General features: G+C 37.3%; 17 protein-coding genes and 2 pseudogenes. 15 read left to right on the plus strand and 4 right to left on the minus strand.

From position 1 onward, the window contains the following. Positions 1-92: 92 nt before the first annotated feature. From licT to LKD41_RS04205, 4 genes are all read left to right on the plus strand, one after another. The gene (licT, locus tag LKD41_RS04190) at positions 93-944 is read left to right on the plus strand and encodes a BglG family transcription antiterminator LicT (protein ID WP_227700485.1); all 852 of its coding nucleotides are present in this window, start codon (positions 93-95) and stop codon (positions 942-944) included. A 123-nt stretch (positions 945-1067) separates the two neighbouring features. Continuing rightward, the gene (locus LKD41_RS04195) at positions 1068-2954 is read left to right on the plus strand and encodes a beta-glucoside-specific PTS transporter subunit IIABC (RefSeq protein ID WP_227700486.1); all 1887 of its coding nucleotides are present in this window, start codon (positions 1068-1070) and stop codon (positions 2952-2954) included. 70 nt (positions 2955-3024) lie between these two features. Then, positions 3025-4452, plus strand: coding sequence for a glycoside hydrolase family 1 protein (locus LKD41_RS04200; protein ID WP_227700487.1), 1428 nt, complete (start codon positions 3025-3027; stop codon positions 4450-4452). Positions 4453-4633: 181 nt separating this feature from the next. Further along, positions 4634-5461 carry a hypothetical protein gene (locus LKD41_RS04205; protein WP_227700570.1) on the plus strand — a complete coding sequence of 276 codons (828 nt, stop codon included), beginning with the start codon at positions 4634-4636 and terminating at the stop codon, positions 5459-5461. Here LKD41_RS04205 and LKD41_RS15930 read toward each other — a convergent pair. Then, positions 5421-5804 (minus strand): annotated as a pseudogene (locus LKD41_RS15930) (plasmid mobilization protein); the annotation flags it as partial. The gene LKD41_RS04205 and the pseudogene LKD41_RS15930 overlap by 41 nt on opposite strands. A 23-nt stretch (positions 5805-5827) precedes the next feature. Between LKD41_RS15930 and LKD41_RS04215 the strand changes: the two are divergent. The 5 genes and pseudogenes from LKD41_RS04215 to LKD41_RS04235 all read left to right on the plus strand — a co-directional run bounded on the left by LKD41_RS04215 (position 5828) and on the right by LKD41_RS04235 (position 9585). Next, positions 5828-6181 carry an AbiH family protein gene (locus LKD41_RS04215; RefSeq protein WP_117946309.1) on the plus strand — a complete coding sequence of 118 codons (354 nt, stop codon included), beginning with the start codon at positions 5828-5830 and terminating at the stop codon, positions 6179-6181. Between the two features lie 384 nt (positions 6182-6565). Further along, positions 6566-6661, plus strand: a pseudogene (locus LKD41_RS04220) (IS200/IS605 family transposase); the annotation flags it as partial. 432 nt (positions 6662-7093) lie between these two features. After that, complete coding sequence (locus LKD41_RS04225) at positions 7094-7585, plus strand: GNAT family N-acetyltransferase (RefSeq protein ID WP_227700488.1); 492 nt, start codon at positions 7094-7096, stop codon at positions 7583-7585. 99 nt (positions 7586-7684) lie between these two features. After that, positions 7685-8359 (plus strand): nucleoside phosphorylase, encoded by a 675-nt coding sequence (locus LKD41_RS04230; protein ID WP_227700489.1) that lies wholly within the window; start codon positions 7685-7687, stop codon positions 8357-8359. Between the two features lie 320 nt (positions 8360-8679). Beyond that, positions 8680-9585 carry a hypothetical protein gene (locus LKD41_RS04235; RefSeq protein ID WP_227700490.1) on the plus strand — a complete coding sequence of 302 codons (906 nt, stop codon included), beginning with the start codon at positions 8680-8682 and terminating at the stop codon, positions 9583-9585. 146 nt (positions 9586-9731) lie between these two features. On the opposite strand, the gene LKD41_RS04240 is transcribed toward LKD41_RS04235, so the two are convergent. From LKD41_RS04240 to LKD41_RS04250, 3 genes are all read right to left on the minus strand, one after another. Continuing rightward, complete coding sequence (locus tag LKD41_RS04240) at positions 9732-10925, minus strand: site-specific integrase (RefSeq protein WP_010775275.1); 1194 nt, start codon at positions 10923-10925, stop codon at positions 9732-9734. Positions 10926-11003: 78 nt separating this feature from the next. Beyond that, positions 11004-11207, minus strand: coding sequence for an excisionase (locus tag LKD41_RS04245; RefSeq protein ID WP_002610247.1), 204 nt, complete (start codon positions 11205-11207; stop codon positions 11004-11006). Beyond that, positions 11207-12268: a replication initiation factor domain-containing protein gene (locus tag LKD41_RS04250; RefSeq protein ID WP_267489472.1), complete on the minus strand. Its 1062-nt coding sequence runs from the start codon at positions 12266-12268 to the stop codon at positions 11207-11209. Before LKD41_RS04250 ends, LKD41_RS04245 begins: the two co-directional genes overlap by 1 nt. Positions 12269-12764: 496 nt before the next feature. Between LKD41_RS04250 and LKD41_RS04255 the strand changes: the two genes are divergently transcribed. The 6 genes from LKD41_RS04255 to LKD41_RS04280 all read left to right on the plus strand — a co-directional run bounded on the left by LKD41_RS04255 (position 12765) and on the right by LKD41_RS04280 (position 18434). Next, a complete protein-coding gene (locus tag LKD41_RS04255; RefSeq protein ID WP_004847061.1) occupies positions 12765-13436 on the plus strand; it encodes a helix-turn-helix domain-containing protein in 672 nt (223 codons plus the stop codon). Positions 13437-13876: 440 nt separating this feature from the next. Beyond that, positions 13877-14770 (plus strand): Rossmann-like and DUF2520 domain-containing protein, encoded by an 894-nt coding sequence (locus LKD41_RS04260; protein WP_009306604.1) that lies wholly within the window; start codon positions 13877-13879, stop codon positions 14768-14770. Beyond that, the gene (panB, locus tag LKD41_RS04265) at positions 14745-15572 is read left to right on the plus strand and encodes a 3-methyl-2-oxobutanoate hydroxymethyltransferase (RefSeq protein ID WP_004847068.1); all 828 of its coding nucleotides are present in this window, start codon (positions 14745-14747) and stop codon (positions 15570-15572) included. The genes LKD41_RS04260 and panB overlap by 26 nt, the downstream gene beginning before the upstream one ends. An 11-nt stretch (positions 15573-15583) precedes the next feature. Then, the gene (gene panC, locus LKD41_RS04270) at positions 15584-16429 is read left to right on the plus strand and encodes a pantoate--beta-alanine ligase (RefSeq protein WP_004847070.1); all 846 of its coding nucleotides are present in this window, start codon (positions 15584-15586) and stop codon (positions 16427-16429) included. Positions 16430-16442: 13 nt separating this feature from the next. Further along, positions 16443-16823 (plus strand): aspartate 1-decarboxylase, encoded by a 381-nt coding sequence (gene panD, locus LKD41_RS04275; protein WP_004847071.1) that lies wholly within the window; start codon positions 16443-16445, stop codon positions 16821-16823. Between the two features lie 636 nt (positions 16824-17459). Beyond that, a complete protein-coding gene (locus tag LKD41_RS04280) occupies positions 17460-18434 on the plus strand; it encodes a hypothetical protein (RefSeq protein ID WP_227700491.1) in 975 nt (324 codons plus the stop codon). Positions 18435-18506: the final 72 nt, after the last annotated feature.

Below are 18506 nucleotides of genomic sequence, written 5' to 3' on the forward strand. Positions count from 1 at the left end.
CGTCAGGCAAGACCTTATAGTAGTATAGGAATAGGTTTTCTATATACTGTAATGGCCTTTTTTTATTTGTCTGGCAGCGGGGGAACAGGAATATGGTTATCTATAAGATTTTGAATAATAATCTGATACTGTCCAAGGATGGACAGGGACATGAAGTTATTGTAAAGGGCTGCGGAATTGCCTTTCAGAAAAAGAAAGGACAGCAAGTGGAGGAGTCCAGGATCGAGAAGATCTTTACTGCGGAAAATGCCCAGATCAGCAAGGAGATACAGGGTTATCTGACTGCTATTCCGGAAAAATATCTGGATTTTGTGGGAGCTTTTGTAAATGAAGTGAAGGAAAAAGAGGGGATGAAATTAAATGACAGTATTTATTTTTCCCTTAGCGACCATATCATGGGTGCGATCTCCAGACTTGAAAACGGGATCCGCCTTCAGAATATGCTGCTTCTGGATATCAAGCAGCTTTATCATAAGGAATATGAGATCGGCTTGGAATTACTGAAAAAGGTAAATGAGATGTTCGAGGTAGATCTTTCTGCAGATGAAGCAGGATTTTTTGCATTGCATTTTGTGAATGCGGAAGATGGCGGCAAGACGGACAGCTATCAGATTTCCATTATCGTACATCAGATCCTGGACATCGTGGAGAAGTATTATGACAATATGGAATTTCAGGAGGATAATCTGTATTATCAGCGGTTTCTCACGCATCTGAAATATTTTGCCCAGAGATTCCTTCATAAAGAACTTCACTATGATGAGAATCAGGAGCTTTTCAAGATCATTAAGGAGCAGTACAGAGAAGCTTACGGCTGTGTAAAAATGATCTATCTTATGATGGAAGAGGAATATAAATACGCTATGACTGAGGACGAAATGCTGTATCTGACGATTCATATCCAGAAGATCACAGAAGACCATAAACGTCTGAAAAATCTGTGAAAAGAGATTGTTTTATAAATTAGGTGTTAATGGATTGTTACTGAAATACGTGCCATGTGCGTATCTTTTCAGGCAAGACCTTTAATATAAATTTCAATATTTATTATTAAAGGAGGTCCCCAAATGAAAAAGGACTATGCAAAAACTGCAGACACACTGATTGCAGCGCTGGGCGGAAAAGATAATATCACCCGTCTGTTCCACTGCATGACAAGGCTTCGTTTCTATGTGAAAGACAGATCGAAAATCAACGAGAAAGAGATCTTAAAGCTTTCTGAGATCTCCGGCGTTAACTGGCATGAAGATCAGTTCCAGGTTATCGCAGGAAACGAAGTAAACGCTGTTTACAAGGCATTGGAAGACAAAGGCGTTCCTACCGATGATGCACCGGCAGCGAACTCTGACAGCTCAAAGAGTGTTGTTTCAAAAGTTATCGATGCCATCACCGGATGTATGACCCCGATGATTCCTGCCCTGACTGCAGCCGGTATGATCAAAGTTGTACTTACCCTGCTGACAACTTTTCATCTGGTATCAGAAACAAGCAGTACCTACCAGGTGATCAGTTTTATCGGAGATGTTACTTTCTACTTCATGCCGTTCCTGATCGCAGCAAATGCTGCCAAGGTTTTCCGCGTGAACCAGTCACTGGCGCTGTTTATTGCCGGTGTTTACTTAAGCCCTACCTTTGTAACTATGGTAGCTGGTGATGCGGCCATCACACTGTTTGGTCTGCCGATCACAAAAGCAACTTATTCTTATTCCGTTATTCCGGTTATCCTGATGGTATGGATCACACATTATATTGAGATTCTGGTTGATAAGATCACACCGAAAATGGTAAAACTGATCCTGAACCCGACACTGGTAATTCTGATCAGTGCACCGATCGCCCTGATCGTAGTTGGACCGATCGGAACAATTATTGGTAACGGACTTGCGGTAGCCATCAACTTCCTGTCCGTAAAACTTGGTTTCATTATTGTAGGTATCCTTGCAGCAACCTTCCCGTTCATCGTTATGACCGGTATGCACCATGCGCTGACACCGATCGGACTGAATGCCATTGCAACCGGTGGTAGCGATACACTGATCTTTGTATCTCAGGTATGCTCTAACCTTGCACAGTCCGGAGCTTCTCTTGCAGTAGCTGTAAGATCCAAGGACAGCAACATGAAACAGCTGGCAAGTGCAGCCGGTGTTTCCGCTCTTATGGGTATCACAGAGCCTGCTCTGTATGGTGTTACACTGAAACTGAAAAGACCGGTTGTAGCAGCTTCCATCGCAGCCGGAATCGGTGGTATCGTAGGAGGACTTCTTCAGGTTTCTCTTTACATTGCACAGAATTGTATCATGGCAATCCCGGCGTTTATCGGCGAGAAGGGATTAAGCAATCTGATTTATGGAATCATTATGATCGTGGTATCTTTTGTAGCTGCTTTTGTTCTTACACTTATCTTCGGATTTGAGGATGTAAAGGCTGAGACAGAGGATGAAGTACAGAACACAGATACAGAAAAACAGCCGGCACAGCAGAACGCTCCGCTTGTAGATAAGATCGAGCTTTGTGCACCGGTAGCAGGAACTGTAAAAGCACTTTCCGATGTTCCGGATAAAACTTTTGCTGATAAGGTTTTAGGTGACGGAGCAGCGATCGTTCCATCAGAAGGAAAGGTTTATGCACCGGCAGATGGTACGGTGGCAAATATCATGGAGAGCAAACATGGAATCATGTTTGTGACAGAAAGTGGAGTAGAAATTCTGATCCACATCGGACTTGATACTGTAAATTTAAATGGTAAATATTTTAAATCCCATGTTTCTGAGGGAGATAAGGTAAAAAAAGGAAAGCTTCTTGTGGAATTCGATATGGATGCCATTAAGAAAGAAGGATATGATCTGATCACACCGGTTGTTGTGACCAATATTTCTGATTATATCAAAGCAGTATGCATGGAAAAAGAAGATGCAGCTGTAAATGCAGGAGATAAATTTCTGACTATTGTATAAGAATAACAACGAAACATCAGGCGGAGATAACAAATCCGCCTGATGTTTGTAAAAAGGAGAAAATTAAAAAATGAAAAATTATAACCGTATGCCGGAAAAATTTCTCTGGGGCGGAGCAACTGCTGCAAACCAGTATGAAGGCGGTTGGGATGAGGATGGCAGAGGCCCGTCCATTGCAGATATCCTGACAGGAGGAAGTGTGGATAAGGAACGTCGTCTTACACCGCCGGCACCGTTACCGGAAGAATTTTATCCCAATCACCAGGCAACTGATTTTTATCATCACTGGAAAGAGGATATTGCTCTTTTTGCAGAGATGGGATTTAAGGTATATCGTTTTTCTATTTCTTGGTCCAGAGTGTTCCCAAATGGGGATGAGGAAACTCCAAATGAGGAAGGCCTTAAGTTCTACGACAATGTGATTGATGAGTTGAGAAAATATAACATTGAGCCGCTGATAACGATCTCTCATTATGAGAATCCCCTTCATCTTTCTCTGGAGTATGGCGGATGGAAAAACCGTAAGATGATCGATTTCTATCTTCGATTTGCAAAGGTTTTATTTGAGAGATATAAAGGTAAGGTAAAATATTGGCTGACTTTTAATGAGATCAATATGCTGACGCAGGACTTTGGTGCGGTATTCTGTGCAGGAATGCTGGATCCGAAGGATGTATGTGAGCAGAGCCGTTATCAGGCAATGCATCACCAGCTGGTAGCAAGTGCACTTGCAGTTTCCATGGCTCATGAGATCGATCCGGAGTTTATGCTTGGCTGTATGCTTGCTTATCACAATGGTTATCCATATACCTGCCATCCGGATGATATCTTATATGCACAGCAGTTTGGGCAGATCCACAATTCCATTGCCGGTGATGTTCATGTAAGAGGATATTATCCGGGATTTGCAGCGAGATACTTTGAGGAGCACGGAATCCAGCTGGAGGTTCTTCAGGAGGATAAAGAGATCCTCAAGAAGGGTACGGTGGACTTTTTCACCATCAGCTATTATTCCAGTAGCTGTGTCAGCGTGACAAAGGACGGAGAGAAAACGGCCGGAAATGGAAGTGACAACCTGAAAAATCCATATCTGAAAGCTTCCGACTGGGGCTGGCAGATCGATGCAACTGGTCTTCGCTATGTTCTGAACCAGATCTATGACCGCTATCAGATTCCAATCATGATCGTGGAAAATGGTCTTGGGGCGGTGGATCAGCTGACAGAGGATGGAAAGATTCACGATGATTACCGTATTGAATATATGCGCCGCCATATAGAGCAGATGAAGGAAGCAATCCATGACGGAGTAGATCTGATCGGCTACACCTGCTGGGGCTGTACAGATCTTGTCAGTGCCTCCACCGGAGAATTCAAGAAGCGTTATGGTCTTATCTATGTAAATAAAAATGATGACGGGACCGGAGACTTTTCCAGAATCCGCAAAGATTCTTTTTACTGGTACAAAAAAGTGATTGAATCCTGCGGGGAAGAGTTTTAACTGAATCAGCTGCGAAGCAGTTATCTGCTGTAGAATTATGTAGCGAATGCGGTTGCTTTTATCCGGTTGACGACAAAATCCTGGAGTATGACAATGTACTCCGGGATTTTTGGGGAAGGTTGACTTTTACACGGTAAAGTGTAACACTTATTGTAAGTGACGAATGTGAGGAGTGTTTTTTATGCCGGATGAAAAAGTACTGCAGGTAGCGATACTTATATGGGGATGTGTATTTTGTGCCATAGCTGCATTATGTATATTTCTGAGCAGTAATTATGACAGGGAAAAGCGTCGGTATCTTATCCTGATGGAGAGTTTTGCTTCCCTGTTATTGCTGATGGATGCCATGGCGCATATTTTCAGCGGATATCCCGGAGTTCCGGGCAGTGTGATGGTCTGTATTTCGAGTTTTCTCGTATTCCTTTTAAGTGACGTATTCCTGCTGTGTTTTCACATTTATGTGTGTGTTTATCTGTTTTCGAAGAAAGAGCGGAGAACATTAAAAAGAGTAAAAGCCGGATATGTTATTGCTGCCGCAGGGGCTGCTTTTGTGGTGATCTCGCAGTTTACTCACTGGTATTATTACATAGATGGGGATAATTGTTATCATCGGGCACCGTTATATATTATGTCAATTCTTCTTCCGGCAGCAGGCTTGCTCCTTGATCTTACGCTTCTGCTCCAGTACAAAAAGAGAGTCAGTCGGAAGCTCCTGTTCTCTATGCTGTCATGCGTTGTACTTCCGGCAGTGGCGGCAGCTGTGCAGGCATTCTGGTATGGAATGTCGCTGATCGAGTTTTCTGTTGGTATCTCCATGATCATTATGTTTATCGTGACGATGACGGAGCCGAATCAGGAAATGTATCAGCTGATAAGCAGAGAGGGCAAGATAAAGGAAAGACTTGAGATCGCAACGATACTGAATAAATGCATTGCTGAGCTGATATCAGGAGAAGATGAAGATGCGGCGATTTTGTTTCATGGTGTTCTCCTTCCCAAAGATACTTAGCACTATCAAGCAGATCAATGATAGCTGTAAGCATATTGTTATAGTCGGTCTGTAGTTCCTTAATTTCATCATTGGTAGGAAGATTGCTTAAATTTTGTTGATTACAGCAATTAGTAAATGCTTTCTGTATTTCAAGTAATTGCAGATATAATGCATTAACAGTCTGCACAAGAGGATATATAGTTTCTTTCTTGCCGACAACGCAGATGCGGTTATAGATGCAGGAACGGACAAAGTAATCTTTCTTCATCATGCCACTGGCAAGAATGCGGGCTTCGATTTATTTGCGTTCAGCATCGCTGATTCTAAAACTTATAGTTGGATGTTTGTGTTGATTGCTCATGGTAAAGCTCCTTTCATAGTGGGGTGACAGCAGGTACAGTTAAGCACCCGCAAGCCATATTTGATTATTCTGAAACGCTTGAAAGGATATATGGGGTATGCAAACATAATATCTGTCATATACATGGGATAAGAGAGATAAATTATGAAGAACAAAAACGTAAGGATATGGTTTCAATTGGCAAGGATTATAGTAAACTGATTATTGGATATGAGGAAAAATTATTAAATTTAAAAGAGCATAATTTACTTTATAATGATGAAAACATAAGAAATGCTATTCATATTGCTAAAACGGGATTAATAAAAGATACGAATCAAAATATATTTCATGAAAAAGAATTTTTTGAAGATATCGAAAAAGCAGATATTCAGTAGGTTTATCATATTCAGATGTAGATATGCCATATGTTAAGGAAATATGTGATAGACTTAGAAAATCGAAAAAAATGAGAGCGAGTAGGTGGTATCTTGAAGAATATGATTCAGTTGAACGCAGAAATGAATTTAAAAGAAAAATTACAAAAGTAGGATATAGTGGTAATTTCGCAGAATTTAAAATGTAGATGTATTAGAGTATATGTTAAGACTTTAAACCAGTCTCTTATGTAAAAGTGAGACTGGTTTATTCGTATAAGATATAATTGAATCATCAGCTGTGCAGGTGTGCCAACAAACGTTTTAACTTACAATAAAAAATCGCCAATGTTATACTAAGTATAGGTTTGCCAACTATATTAAAAACAAAGGAGACTATCATAAATGAATGTTAATAGTTTGGCACATACAAAGTGGAATTGTAAGTATTATATTGTATTTGTGCCCAAATACAAGAAGTCATATCTATACAGCAGAGTAGTATGCATGGAAGAAAAACAGAGTATGGTGAAATAATATTTAAAAATATATTGTTGCCTATTGTTGACATGAATTGCCAATAATGGTATATTTACCAACAAAAAAAGGAGAACATACACATGAATCAGAACTTATATTCAAGACGTTATATGTACATGTATTACGGACGTACACAGCTATAAATATGCAAGGTTAGTGCATTAGTTTATGGCTTGTAGGTCTTTTAGTCTAGTGCATAAAACCAGAATATAAGAGATGATTTAACACATTTTATATCTTAGATTGGAAATATCGCACTGGACTTTGAGGGTTTAGTGCGATTTTTTTATGCTACCAGGCATCTGGAAGGAGCTGCCGGTGGAAGGTTTTGTAGGTGAAAGAGCATTTGTAAAGAACTGTTGGAAATAGGTTTACAAGAAGGAGAGATAAAAAATGAATGATGTAATAGAATTGGAACTCATAACAAGTGGAGAAGCAGAAGGTTTGCGTAAATTGCAGGTAGAAGCATTTATAGCGTTATATGAAAAATATCGGGATGATATTACAAGCCCGGCAAAAGAAAGTCTTGAAAAAATAACACAGAAGATAATTGAAGACAATTCGGATTTCTATTTTATTTTGTTTAATGGTAAGAGAGTAGGTGGTGTAAGAGTTAAATGGCATAATGGGAGAAATGTAAAATGGATTTCCCCTATTTTTGTTATTCCGCAATTTCAAAATAAAGGAATAGCAAGTGCTGTAATAGAACGATTATTTGAAGTGTATTCTTTTGATACAATAGAATGGCGGTTAGATACTATTAAGCAGGAAGAAAAAAATTGCTATTTATATGAAAAATGTGGATTTGTCAGAGTCGGCAATGAAACAGTTATAAACGAAAAAATGACTTTAGTTGAGTATACAAAAACTTGTAAAAAATCATGAGGCAGAGTGACCTAAGGAGGCAGAAAAATAATAACAGAGGCATTTGATAATTCAGAGGCAATAATTAGACTGGAGGATTTTTATGGGGAGAAAAAGCAGTTGTGTGATAAGTGTATTATTATTTTTTCAGAGCAGATATTTGACTATATGCTGAAAACATATGCACATGAGCAGGCTGGTACAATAAAGTGCTGCAATGGAATTACAAAGGTATATGTTTTTGAAATAGATAATATGAAAATTGCGGCATACTTAAGCCATATAGGTTCTTCAATGGCAGGGAGTGATGTGATAGATGCAAATTGGCTGACGGGCGCAAGCAGGTTTGTTATGCTTGGTTTAGCAGGTTCGCTGGATAGTGACAAGACAATAGGAAAGTTTGTTATTCCAATAGAAAGTTACCGGGAAGAAGGAATGAGTTATCACTATGCAGAACCATCAAATTATATGAAAATTAGAAATTATCAGATTGTGAAATTCATATTTGATAATTTAGGACTTCCTAATGTGGTAGGAAAAGTCTGGACAACGGATGCAATATATCGGGAAACTAAAACGAAGCTTGACGCAAGGAAAAAGGAAGGATGTATTGCCGTGGAGATGGAATTGGCTGGAGTTCAGGCAGTCTGTGATTTTTATGGTTGGGATTTATATAATTTTCTGGTTACAGGCGATGTGCTGGATCGGGCAATTTATGATGCAACTGGACTGGCGGAAGCAAACCATGACGTGGACAAATTATATATCGCAATTGAACTTGCCAAGAGAATTTGACACGTTGATATTTATTGATGAATCCAGTAGTAAAATATTATTTATAGATAGAAAAATCAGACAATTTGCCAATAAAAGGGTTGCAATTTGTAAAAAATAGTCGCATAATATCTATATCATATTTGGGAGAGTGAGTTATGAGAAATGAGCGCAGATATTATAATAAGAAAAAAATTAGAAGTTCACAAAAGAGACAATGCTTAGGGTGTTGGCTTTTTTGTGGACTTTTTTGTTTTTAAAATTTGAAAAAAACAATTAGAGAAAAATTTCAAAAAGTCATAATTGGTTTTAGATACTACTAGAATTGCATTGGAGGTACAATGGATAAAATAGAATATTGGGTACAAATAATAAGGGAATATATTTTGAACAATAATTTAAATGTTGATAAAGCAACTTTTTTGACCATAGTAATTGGACAAATTACAATATATGGAATATTACTAACATTTTACCAATTTGTGGCGTCATATCAGGGAAGTGAAATAGGAATAAATAGGTATTTAGGGATTAATATAAAAGAATTTTTTGTAAAGAAAAAGATAAAAGTTTTTAATAATTTTATATCAAAAAAAGGTTTTGGCATTATAGTTATATTGGAAATTTTGTATAAGCCTTTTATAACGATTTATAGGGCAGTTCTTCCTATAAAAACCATTAGTATAATGAATTTTATTTGGTTTGGATTTGCAATTACATATTTTGTTTTATTTGTAATTATTTTTTATCAATGCACGAAAAGTGTACTAGTAATAAAAATGTTATCTGATGCAAAAACGCAAGAGTTTGTGATGGAGGATATTAATAGAATTTTTTTGAAAAAAACAGTAAAAGATAGAATTAAATATACAAATATAGAATTATTATGTAAAGACTTTAGATGTTTATATTATGCCATTAAAGATGATGATAATTATGGATTACAAGAGAAATATGACAAATTGATTTCGTTTATTTTTGAAGATTATAGGAAACAAAAAGAACATGAATTCTCTTTGGGAAAAAAATATAATATAGAATTCAAAAATCAAAAAAATTGGATATATAATACAAAAAAGGAAGTATCTCTATTACAAGAGATTATAGATGAAAAATATTTTCGGGTAGATAAGGAAAATATAGAAAAAATTATGAATTTTTATCTGGATGTATGTAAACAAAATATTTCGAGAGCTGAATTAGAAGGATATGATCAAATTAATTATAAATTATATATGTCTTTTTGACTATCTTTTTATATCTTCTTAAATGTCCGCAAAGCCTTATTTTATCGGCTCTACGGGCATTTTGCTTTTGTGGTAAACCTCACATATCTAGGTCTATCTTCTTATATTTTCGCTATCAATCGTGGTTAAAATCGTGGTAAATACTTCTATGCAATTAGACGCTGAACCTCTGATTTTGCGGTATCTATGGACGCATGAGCGTACCAGTTCATTGTGATACTAATGTTTGAATGTCCCATGATATACTGTAAATCTTTTGGGTTCATGTTCTTGCTTGCCAGCCTTGTGCAGAATGTATGGCGTAGCGTATGCGGTGTGATATGTGGCAAGGGGTTGTCCTTATGGTGCTTGTTGTATTTCTTTACCATACGGACAAATAAAGTGCTGTAATCAATCGCAACTTTTGGCTTGCCTTTCTGATTGACAAATAGGAAGTTGCTCCGTCCGTCTATCACAAATGGTTTTGCCTTTGGGCGTTTCTTTATCACTCGTTGAAATGCTTGTATCGTTTCCTTGCTTAATGGCACTTGCCTTGTTCCACTCTTTGTCTTAGGCGTTTCAATATAATAACCTTGTTCCTTACTCTTTAGTAACTGGTGGTCGATAACTACAACCTCATGGATAAAATCAACGTCCATGATTGTCAGTCCGCACAGTTCCGAGATACGAAGTCCAGTTTTCAACAGTATCAGCACATCATCATAATACTTATGATACACGTTATCTGTTTTAATGAATGACAATAAGGCTTGTTCTTGTCCCTCTGTCAATGCCACTTTCTCTTTGGTATCATTTTCTAGGACTTCACTCAACTTGAAATCAAAAGGGTTCTTCCTTACACAATCGTCTTGTATGGCGATATAGAATGACGCTTTTAACGAGCGTTTATGGTTGTTAATGGTGTTATAGGAAAAGCCTTTGTCTTTCATGCGTAACGCCCATTCTTTAGCGTCAGAGGGTTTTATCGTATCAATGCTCCTAGCACCTAACTTGTCCTCTTTCAATAACCGCATGAGTTGTTCCCGTTGTTTTATTGTGCTTTTCTTCACATTTGCCCTCTGTGCGTTCTGTTTGGCGTAGAGTTGGCAAAGCGTCATTTTCTTGCCTGTGCTGTCGATACCGTCCTCAATATCCCGTCTTATCTGCTGTTCCAGTTCTCGAAGTGAGGGTTTTTCCCGTTTTCCCTTTGGTGTCGGGTCTGTGGGTGTCAATCTCCAAGCGTACACATATTTTGTGTTTCCAAATGCGTCTACATATTTATATAAGTATTTTCCGTCTGTTCGTTGGCTCTCTCCAGTATGCAGGATACGTCCTTTGCTATCCCGTCTTTTTTCTTTCATGATGTCTGCTCCTTTCCTTGTTGGAAAGAGCCTTGATATGACTTGTGTTCATCATAACACATACAAGGCTCATTTGCATTAGATTGCGTCCAATTTGTCAATGACCTTTTCAAACTGTCGGCGTTTAATCTGTATGCGGTTGCCATTCATAATGAGCCAGCCAGCGTCCTTGTTTTCCTCTGCCAATCGTCTTAACTTGTTTTCTCCGATACGGAAATACTTTGACGCTTCTTCAATGGTAAGGGTGTATTTTTCCCATACAGGAATATCGTTGTTATTCATCAGATACCCCCTTTCCCATGTTTCGTGTCATACTGGATATAGGGGATAAGGTCGGTGCGGTCTATCCTCTGTAAGTGGGCGGTTAGTTTACTGGAAAGGGAATTGCTGTATCTTGCCTTATCAAGCATAGTTCCCACTTTTTCCAGTCCACCTAATGCGTCATGTTCTTCCAAGAAGTAAAAACTTTTCACAGCGGAAATCACGCCACCCTCTGTGAGCCATTGCTGTGTTTCTTCAAGAGAATTATGTAGTTTCGGTACTTGCAGTTTTAAGACTTCCACAGCCCCTAAAAAGCGTTCCCAAAACCGACACGTTTTCCATCTGCTCTTATTACTTTCATTTCTGTTTGGCACGACAAAGCGTAGGTTGTTTGCCAATAGCCCGAAAGCCAGTTCCCCAAGTTCCAGCGGTCTGTCCTTGAATGTCATGGCAAAAGCATGAGCCTTATCATCACGCAGTTGCATTTCTGTCCGTTTCCAACTGCCGACTTCATCAAGTGTCTTATTATGTTTTGAACAGACTTCCTTATCTTTATCATAAAAGCGGTAGGACAATCCCGATTTACCAGCACCGATATAAACAGTCTTTGCGGTGTCGAAATCATCAAACTTGCTTTCGTCAAAGTGGTAGCCCTCACTATTCGAGATAAATTCCTCTTTTTCGCATTTCTTCTTTATCTGCTCTATGGTAAAGAATGGCTTTTCGTTCTTATCATCAATGGCAATATCAAGTCTTGTGAAATGGAAATTATCCAGTCCGTATCTTCGCTCACAGCGTCGGAACATATCTCCAAAGGTACTATTCCTACTGTCGAGAATACGGAAAATATCATCACAACCTCTGCCAGTCATAACAAGATAACAGCCTAGCCCTTGTTGGTTGTCCTCTGTCTTTCTTGCGTCCCCCGATACATAAATATCTCCAATCTGCCAGCGTGCTTGATAAGTCTTGAATTTTATCGTTGCTGGATAAACATTGAAAATGTCAGTCGGTAAATCTAAAATGTGCATGATTACATCTTCAGCGGTTGCCGTTTCAAATACAATGCTGATGTAATCAATCTTAACGGATAAATTTTTGTGTGCAGTTATAGTGCATTACTCCTTTCGTACTTCCCGTTTTTTTGCGGGGTAAAAATTGTGTTTTTTCCTTTATTTATCACAGTTTCTAGGTACTATGACATGTATACGCAGGGCGGTGTTACATATACGCCCTTTACGAGCGCCTAAAGGCGTTCCCTTTCTTCCTGTGTCTGTTCCGTTCTTAACGCTCACGAGCCTTGAGAGGCTCGTGGCTAAACGAAACAGCCCCAGTCAGAAACCCTATTTTTAGTCTGATAGTCCATGCTCATTCATGCTATCAAAGTGAAAACATCTCTTATATATGCTTACTCAAGTGTGTGATTGACCCTAGCGTGCTTAATCACTCTGTCTGATAAGATAATAACGCCACTAGAATTACTTGTCAAGAAGTTTCGATTGACTTTTCGATATATATTAAGTATGATATGCTTATAAATGACAATAAAAGCAACGAAAGGAGCGGTTATACTAAGTTATGGAGTATTATGAAAAGAAAATCAGTTTCTTAGGAGAAAACATACAAATCATAAGAAAACACAGGGGAATGAAACAACAGGAACTTGCCAATAAAATCGGTATCAATATGCAGAGCCTTTCCAAGATTGAACGAGGTGTGAATTATCCTACCTTTGATACATTGGAAAAGATAATGGACGTGCTGGGAGTAACACCGAATGAATTATTGTCGGGGGAATGGAAATATATTGACCACACCGAGCCATATATCATGGACGTTATCAAACGAGAACAGGATTTTAATGTTTCCTTAGATTATTTGTCTGAAAATGAATTTTTCAATGACGAAAAAGAATGTAGATTTTACATGGAAACTACATTGATTAGATACATTAGCAATTATCTTTCTAGTGAGGTAGTAGAGTTGGAAGAACTTATGGAAATCAAGCAGTTGATACAGCGTCAGAAATTGGAACGCATGATGAAAGTACATAAGGAAATGCGAGGGTTAGACCGATACAGAGAACAGCCCAAAGAGTATAAATATCACGACCCTTATGATGATTGGATATTCCGTCAGCTTGCAGATATAGACAACAGAAACAACATTCCCAACACTTCGCCACAATTAGATTTTAATGAAACGGACTATGAAGATTATCTAAAAGAGAAATGGAATAGAGGACTTTAATTTTCCTCTTGCATGAAAGATACAGCAAACAAAAAGCCCAATCAAGAGTGCAAAGCACCACCAATGGTGGTAAGGCTCTTTACAGGGTTCTTTCTTTTCTGTGGTGGGTAATCAAGCGAAAAATGAAGAAGTGTTTTGTCATGCTTTATATTTTTATCCCGACTTTGATAATTCAGATTGTGAAAATGATTAAATACAGAAAAGCTAAATAACACGATTTATATTAGCATCACTTTAATGATAAATTAGTTAGAGTGGTGCCTTATTTTTTTCTCTGTACAATCACTTAAATAGGTGCTATAGTAATGGGTAGATAGTATTCGAACAGAAACTATACCACATATTTTTTATTTTTAAACCATGAGGATTATATCAGTTTGAACGAGACCTCATCCATGCAGATTTTCATGATTGTCACTTCCCAGAAAGGAGTGATCGATATGAGAGCAGGATTTATCGGAGCGGGGAAAGTAGGATTTTCCCTTGGAAAATACCTGAAGGAAAACGGCGTAGAGATTACGGGTTACTTCAGCAAATCACCGGAATCAGCTAAATCAGCAGCAGATTTTACTAACACAAAACTATATAAGAGTATAGAGAATATCTTAAGTGACAGTGATACCCTGTTTATTACTGTGCCTGATGGACAGATAAGCAAAGTATGGGATTATATGAAGAATCTGGATATTAAAAATAAAAATATTTGTCATTGCAGCGGTTCGATTTCATCAACCGTTTTTTTTGATGGTGAAAACCTCGGTGCAAATATCTATTCGGTACATCCCCTATATGCAATAAGTGATAAGTGCGAATCATGGAAACACTTGAATAAGGCTTATTTTACTGTGGAGGGTTCGGCAGAGAATCTAGATGAGATTAAGAGTATCTTTGAGCGAGCAGGAAATAAGGTAATCGCAATGGGAGCGGAAAATAAATCTCTTTACCACTGCGGTGCAGTAGTTGTAAGCAATCTCGTAAACGGACTTTTTCAAGTGGGGGCTGAAATGCTTGTAAAATGCGGCTTTGATAAAAAAGATGCAAAGAAAGCCTTAGTGCCTTTGTTTACTGGAAATGCCGACACATTGGCAGAAAAAGGGGTTGCGGCTGCCCTCACAGGTCCTGTTGAGCGAAATGATTTGTCGACTATCACAAAACACATTGAAGCTATTAAGGCAGCATGGATAAACGAGTCTGAGGAAAAGGTGGGATATGAGATGATATATCTTTTGCTTTCAGAAAAGCTTCTCAGTATTGCACAGGAAAAACATTTAGACAGTGACTATTTGAAGATGACGGAGGTAATTAAAAATGAAAAACACAGTATCCACTTTTAAAGAACAGAAGGTTAAGGGCGATAAGATTACAATGCTGACAGCCTATGACTATTCGACAGCTAAATTGATGGATCAGTCAGGTATTAACGGTATTCTCGTTGGAGATTCTCTTGGCATGGTTATGCTCGGATACGAAAATACTTTGCCGGTAACAATGGAAGATATGATTCACCATACAAGAGCAGTTACAAGAGGTGCCAAAGATGCCTTAGTAGTTGGAGATATGCCGTTTATGTCATATCAAGTTTCAGTTGAAGAGGCCATGTATAACGCAGGAAGACTTATGAAAGAAGGAAGATGTCAAGCAGTAAAGCTAGAAGGTGGAGCCTCTGTTTGTCCACAGATTAAAGCTATTACAGCTGCTTCAATTCCTGTTATGGCACATATTGGACTTACACCTCAGTCAGTGAACGTTTTTGGAGGCTTTAAAGTTCAGGGAAAAAGTGAAGAGGGAGCAAAGAAACTCATTGAAGAGGCAAAAGCTGTTGAAGAAGCAGGAGCATTTGCGATTGTTTTGGAATGCGTACCTGCAAAATTAGCGGAAATTATTTCTGAAAGCATTAATATTCCTACAATAGGAATAGGTGCAGGATCTGGCTGCGATGGACAGATTCTCGTTTATCAGGACATGCTTGGAATGGTCTCTGACTTTACACCTAAATTCGTAAAACAATTCGCAAAGGTAGGAGATGTAATGAAAGAAGCCTTTGCTGCATATATAGAAGAAACTAAACAGGGAAGCTTTCCAGCACCTGAACACACATTTAAAATTTCAGAAGATGTAATTAACAAGTTATATTAGGAGATAGAACGATGAAAATAGTAAAAACCGTAGATGAAGTGAGAGTTATAGTCAAAGAATGGAAGAAAGAAGGTCTTACAGTAGGTCTTGTTCCTACTATGGGATTTTTGCACGAAGGACATAAGAGTTTAATTACAAGGGCTGTTTCAGAAAACGATAGAGTTGTTGTCAGTGATTTTGTAAATCCGACTCAATTTGGAGTAGGGGAAGATTTGGAAAGCTATCCGAGGGATTTGGAAAGGGATACTATGCTATGTGAGGAGGCAGGTGCTAATTTAATATTTAATCCTGAGCCGGAAAATATGTATTTTGACGATTTTTCAACATATGTAAACATAGAAAGTCTTTCAGAGGAACTTTGTGGAAAATCACGACCAATACATTTCAGGGGTGTAGGCACAGTAGTATCTAAACTTTTTAATATTGTAAATCCCGACAGAGCTTACTTTGGTCAAAAGGATGCACAGCAGCTTGCGATTATAAAAAGAATGGTTAGAGATTTGAACTTTGATATCGAAATTGTGGGCTGCCCTATAGTTAGAGAAGAGGATGGTCTTGCAAAGAGTTCAAGAAATACATATCTAAGCAAAGATGAGAGAAAGGCGGCACTAATTTTAAGCAAAGCAGTTAAGCTCGGAGAAGATATGGCAAAAGCAGGAGAAAAAGATACAGATAAAATTGTATCAGAAATGATTAAGCTTATTGAAACTGAGCCTATGGCGAAAATAGATTATGTTCAGGCTGTAGACGCTGTTTCAGTTAAACCGGTCAAGGAGATGACAGCACCAGTACTAGTTGCCATGGCAGTTTATATCGGCAAAACCAGATTGATTGACAACTTTATTTACGAAGGTTAAACGGGGGTTAAATATGACATTTGAAATGTTAAAGGGGAAGATACACAGAGCTACAGTAGTTCAAGCAGAACTTGATTATGTAGGAAGCATCACTGTAGACGAAGACTTACTTGACAGTGCCGGAATTTTGGAGTATGAAAAGGTAAGTATCGTAGATATAAATAATGGGAACAGATTTGAGACATACACAATTGCAGGAGAAAGAGGCAGCGGAATGATATGTCTCAATGGAGCTGCTGCAAGATGTGTTCAGACAGGTGATAAGATAATCATAATGTGCTATGCACAGATGACTCCAGAAGAGGTAAAGAAAAATCCACCTAAAGTAGTATTTGTAGATGAGGATAACAAAATATCAAGAGTCGCAAGATACGAAAAACATGGTAAGCTATAAGACATGTAATTTGCAAATAAAAAAGGGCATTTCGGTAATTAAAAAATGTAAAAGGTGAAGAATATGTCATCTGCCCTCGTTGTGAGCAAGAAGTTTATAAAGAAGTAATAATTTATCCATTTTGTAACTTTGGCATAATGGCATGGCTTGAAGGAGAAAATGATGAAAATAGCAAACCAGTGAAAGATAAATCTAAGTAAAATCTCAGCTTAACAATTTAATATCTATATTTACAAAGCAGTTGGTCTTATGATTGACTGCTTTTAAAAAAGACACCGTTTAGGTGTGAGGTCTTTTTAGTGTTATTTATAGTCATATCAAGGCTCGTTTAATTATGGTAAATTCGTGGTAAAATGAGTGCTTTTCTATACTTCAAAATATTTGAAAGTATAGTGTTTATACGGATAATCAAAAATTAGATATAAAATTTAAATCAATAAGTATATTAGTTTGTCGTTGAACGAGAATAATAGTATATTTGATGCCAGTGGGTGGAAGGAAGTATTATTAGAAATATATATAAAAATGGATGATGAAAGAAGACAATCATTGATACATCGCTTATATATAGAAATATGTAATAGACAAGAATTATATGCATCATATTGTGACGAGTGCCTTAAAAGTTTTATTACAATGGAAGTAAACGATATATTTAAGGAGAAAAGAAAACAAAAAGATGTTATTGATTTATTTGGAACAATCATAAATGAAGAAAATTTTAATGACTATTTGACAGAAATAATAAGAGATAGAATTGATTATTATAATAAAATTGATATAGAAGAAATATTAAAACAGTTAAGCAAACAAAATTGTACATATTTATTTACATATATTGTTATGTATTATTCTTTGTATAGATTCCGATTGGAGTGGGAATTTTTTAATATAAAGATGTTAAGAGTATTATGGAATTATCATGGTGATATGAAAAGTGATGAAGAAGCAGTGATACAGAAGATAAAAAATACAAACATAGGGCATCGGTTTGAAAAGAAAATGTATACAAAGTTGATGGAGTATATTGACGCCAGTCCAAATGGAAATTTATTTAATACTGTTTGTAAAGACGGGATATTAGATGCGTTTTATATTTGGACAATAAAAAGCAGTGTTACTAATTCAGATGAGGTGATGTATTGTATATATCAAGATGATTATGATATGGCGTCACAAATAGCAATTATAAATGAAGTGTCAAAGCATGATGAATTATTAGAATGCCAGACTATTGCCGAGTGGCTCCAATATATGAAATACAAAACATTTGCAGGACAAACTAGTTTTCCTGAAAAATTAGAGATTTCACTTAGATGTCTTTTGTTAACAGGCATGCATGTATTGGTTGTTATAGCATTTATGAGGGAAAAGAGTTATTTACGTGCGGATATTTTTGGAATATATATTTTAATTAAGATAAATGAGTTGTCGCATAAGGTGCAAAATCAGGATGATATAAAAGGAATTGTAAGAAACGCATTTATAGCAAGAAATATGAATGTAGATGAATATATAGATATGATAGAAAGGGAGTGCAGCATATGCAGGAGTGAAATTAATTATGTTCAAAAGGAGAAGATGAAAGAATATTTGTTGAAAACTTTTTGACAGAAATGAAATAAAACTTCTGAAAGAATAGTTTATGAACAAATTCTTGATGCTAAAGAACTGATTTATTTT

It is taken from the genome of Roseburia sp. CLA-AA-H209 (genome assembly GCF_020687575.1).
Classification (GTDB): domain Bacteria; phylum Bacillota; class Clostridia; order Lachnospirales; family Lachnospiraceae; genus Roseburia_C; species Roseburia_C amylophila.

What these genes read in the sequence shown, in the direction of transcription:
- panD (WP_004847071.1), top strand. Translation starts at nt 16,443, where the DNA reads ATGACATTTGAAATGTTAAAGGGGAAGATACACAGAGCTACAGTAGTT.
- panB (WP_004847068.1), top strand. Translation starts at nt 14,745, where the DNA reads ATGAAAAACACAGTATCCACTTTTAAAGAACAGAAGGTTAAGGGCGAT.
- LKD41_RS04195 (WP_227700486.1), top strand. Translation starts at nt 1,068, where the DNA reads ATGAAAAAGGACTATGCAAAAACTGCAGACACACTGATTGCAGCGCTG.
- LKD41_RS04235 (WP_227700490.1), top strand. Translation starts at nt 8,680, where the DNA reads ATGGATAAAATAGAATATTGGGTACAAATAATAAGGGAATATATTTTG.
- LKD41_RS04240 (WP_010775275.1), bottom strand. Translation starts at nt 10,925, where the DNA reads ATGAAAGAAAAAAGACGGGATAGCAAAGGACGTATCCTGCATACTGGA.
- LKD41_RS04260 (WP_009306604.1), top strand. Translation starts at nt 13,877, where the DNA reads ATGAGAGCAGGATTTATCGGAGCGGGGAAAGTAGGATTTTCCCTTGGA.
- panC (WP_004847070.1), top strand. Translation starts at nt 15,584, where the DNA reads ATGAAAATAGTAAAAACCGTAGATGAAGTGAGAGTTATAGTCAAAGAA.
- LKD41_RS04280 (WP_227700491.1), top strand. Translation starts at nt 17,460, where the DNA reads ATGGAAGTAAACGATATATTTAAGGAGAAAAGAAAACAAAAAGATGTT.
- licT (WP_227700485.1), top strand. Translation starts at nt 93, where the DNA reads ATGGTTATCTATAAGATTTTGAATAATAATCTGATACTGTCCAAGGAT.
- LKD41_RS04245 (WP_002610247.1), bottom strand. Translation starts at nt 11,207, where the DNA reads ATGAATAACAACGATATTCCTGTATGGGAAAAATACACCCTTACCATT.
- LKD41_RS04225 (WP_227700488.1), top strand. Translation starts at nt 7,094, where the DNA reads ATGAATGATGTAATAGAATTGGAACTCATAACAAGTGGAGAAGCAGAA.
- LKD41_RS04205 (WP_227700570.1), top strand. Translation starts at nt 4,634, where the DNA reads ATGCCGGATGAAAAAGTACTGCAGGTAGCGATACTTATATGGGGATGT.
- LKD41_RS04200 (WP_227700487.1), top strand. Translation starts at nt 3,025, where the DNA reads ATGAAAAATTATAACCGTATGCCGGAAAAATTTCTCTGGGGCGGAGCA.
- LKD41_RS04255 (WP_004847061.1), top strand. Translation starts at nt 12,765, where the DNA reads ATGGAGTATTATGAAAAGAAAATCAGTTTCTTAGGAGAAAACATACAA.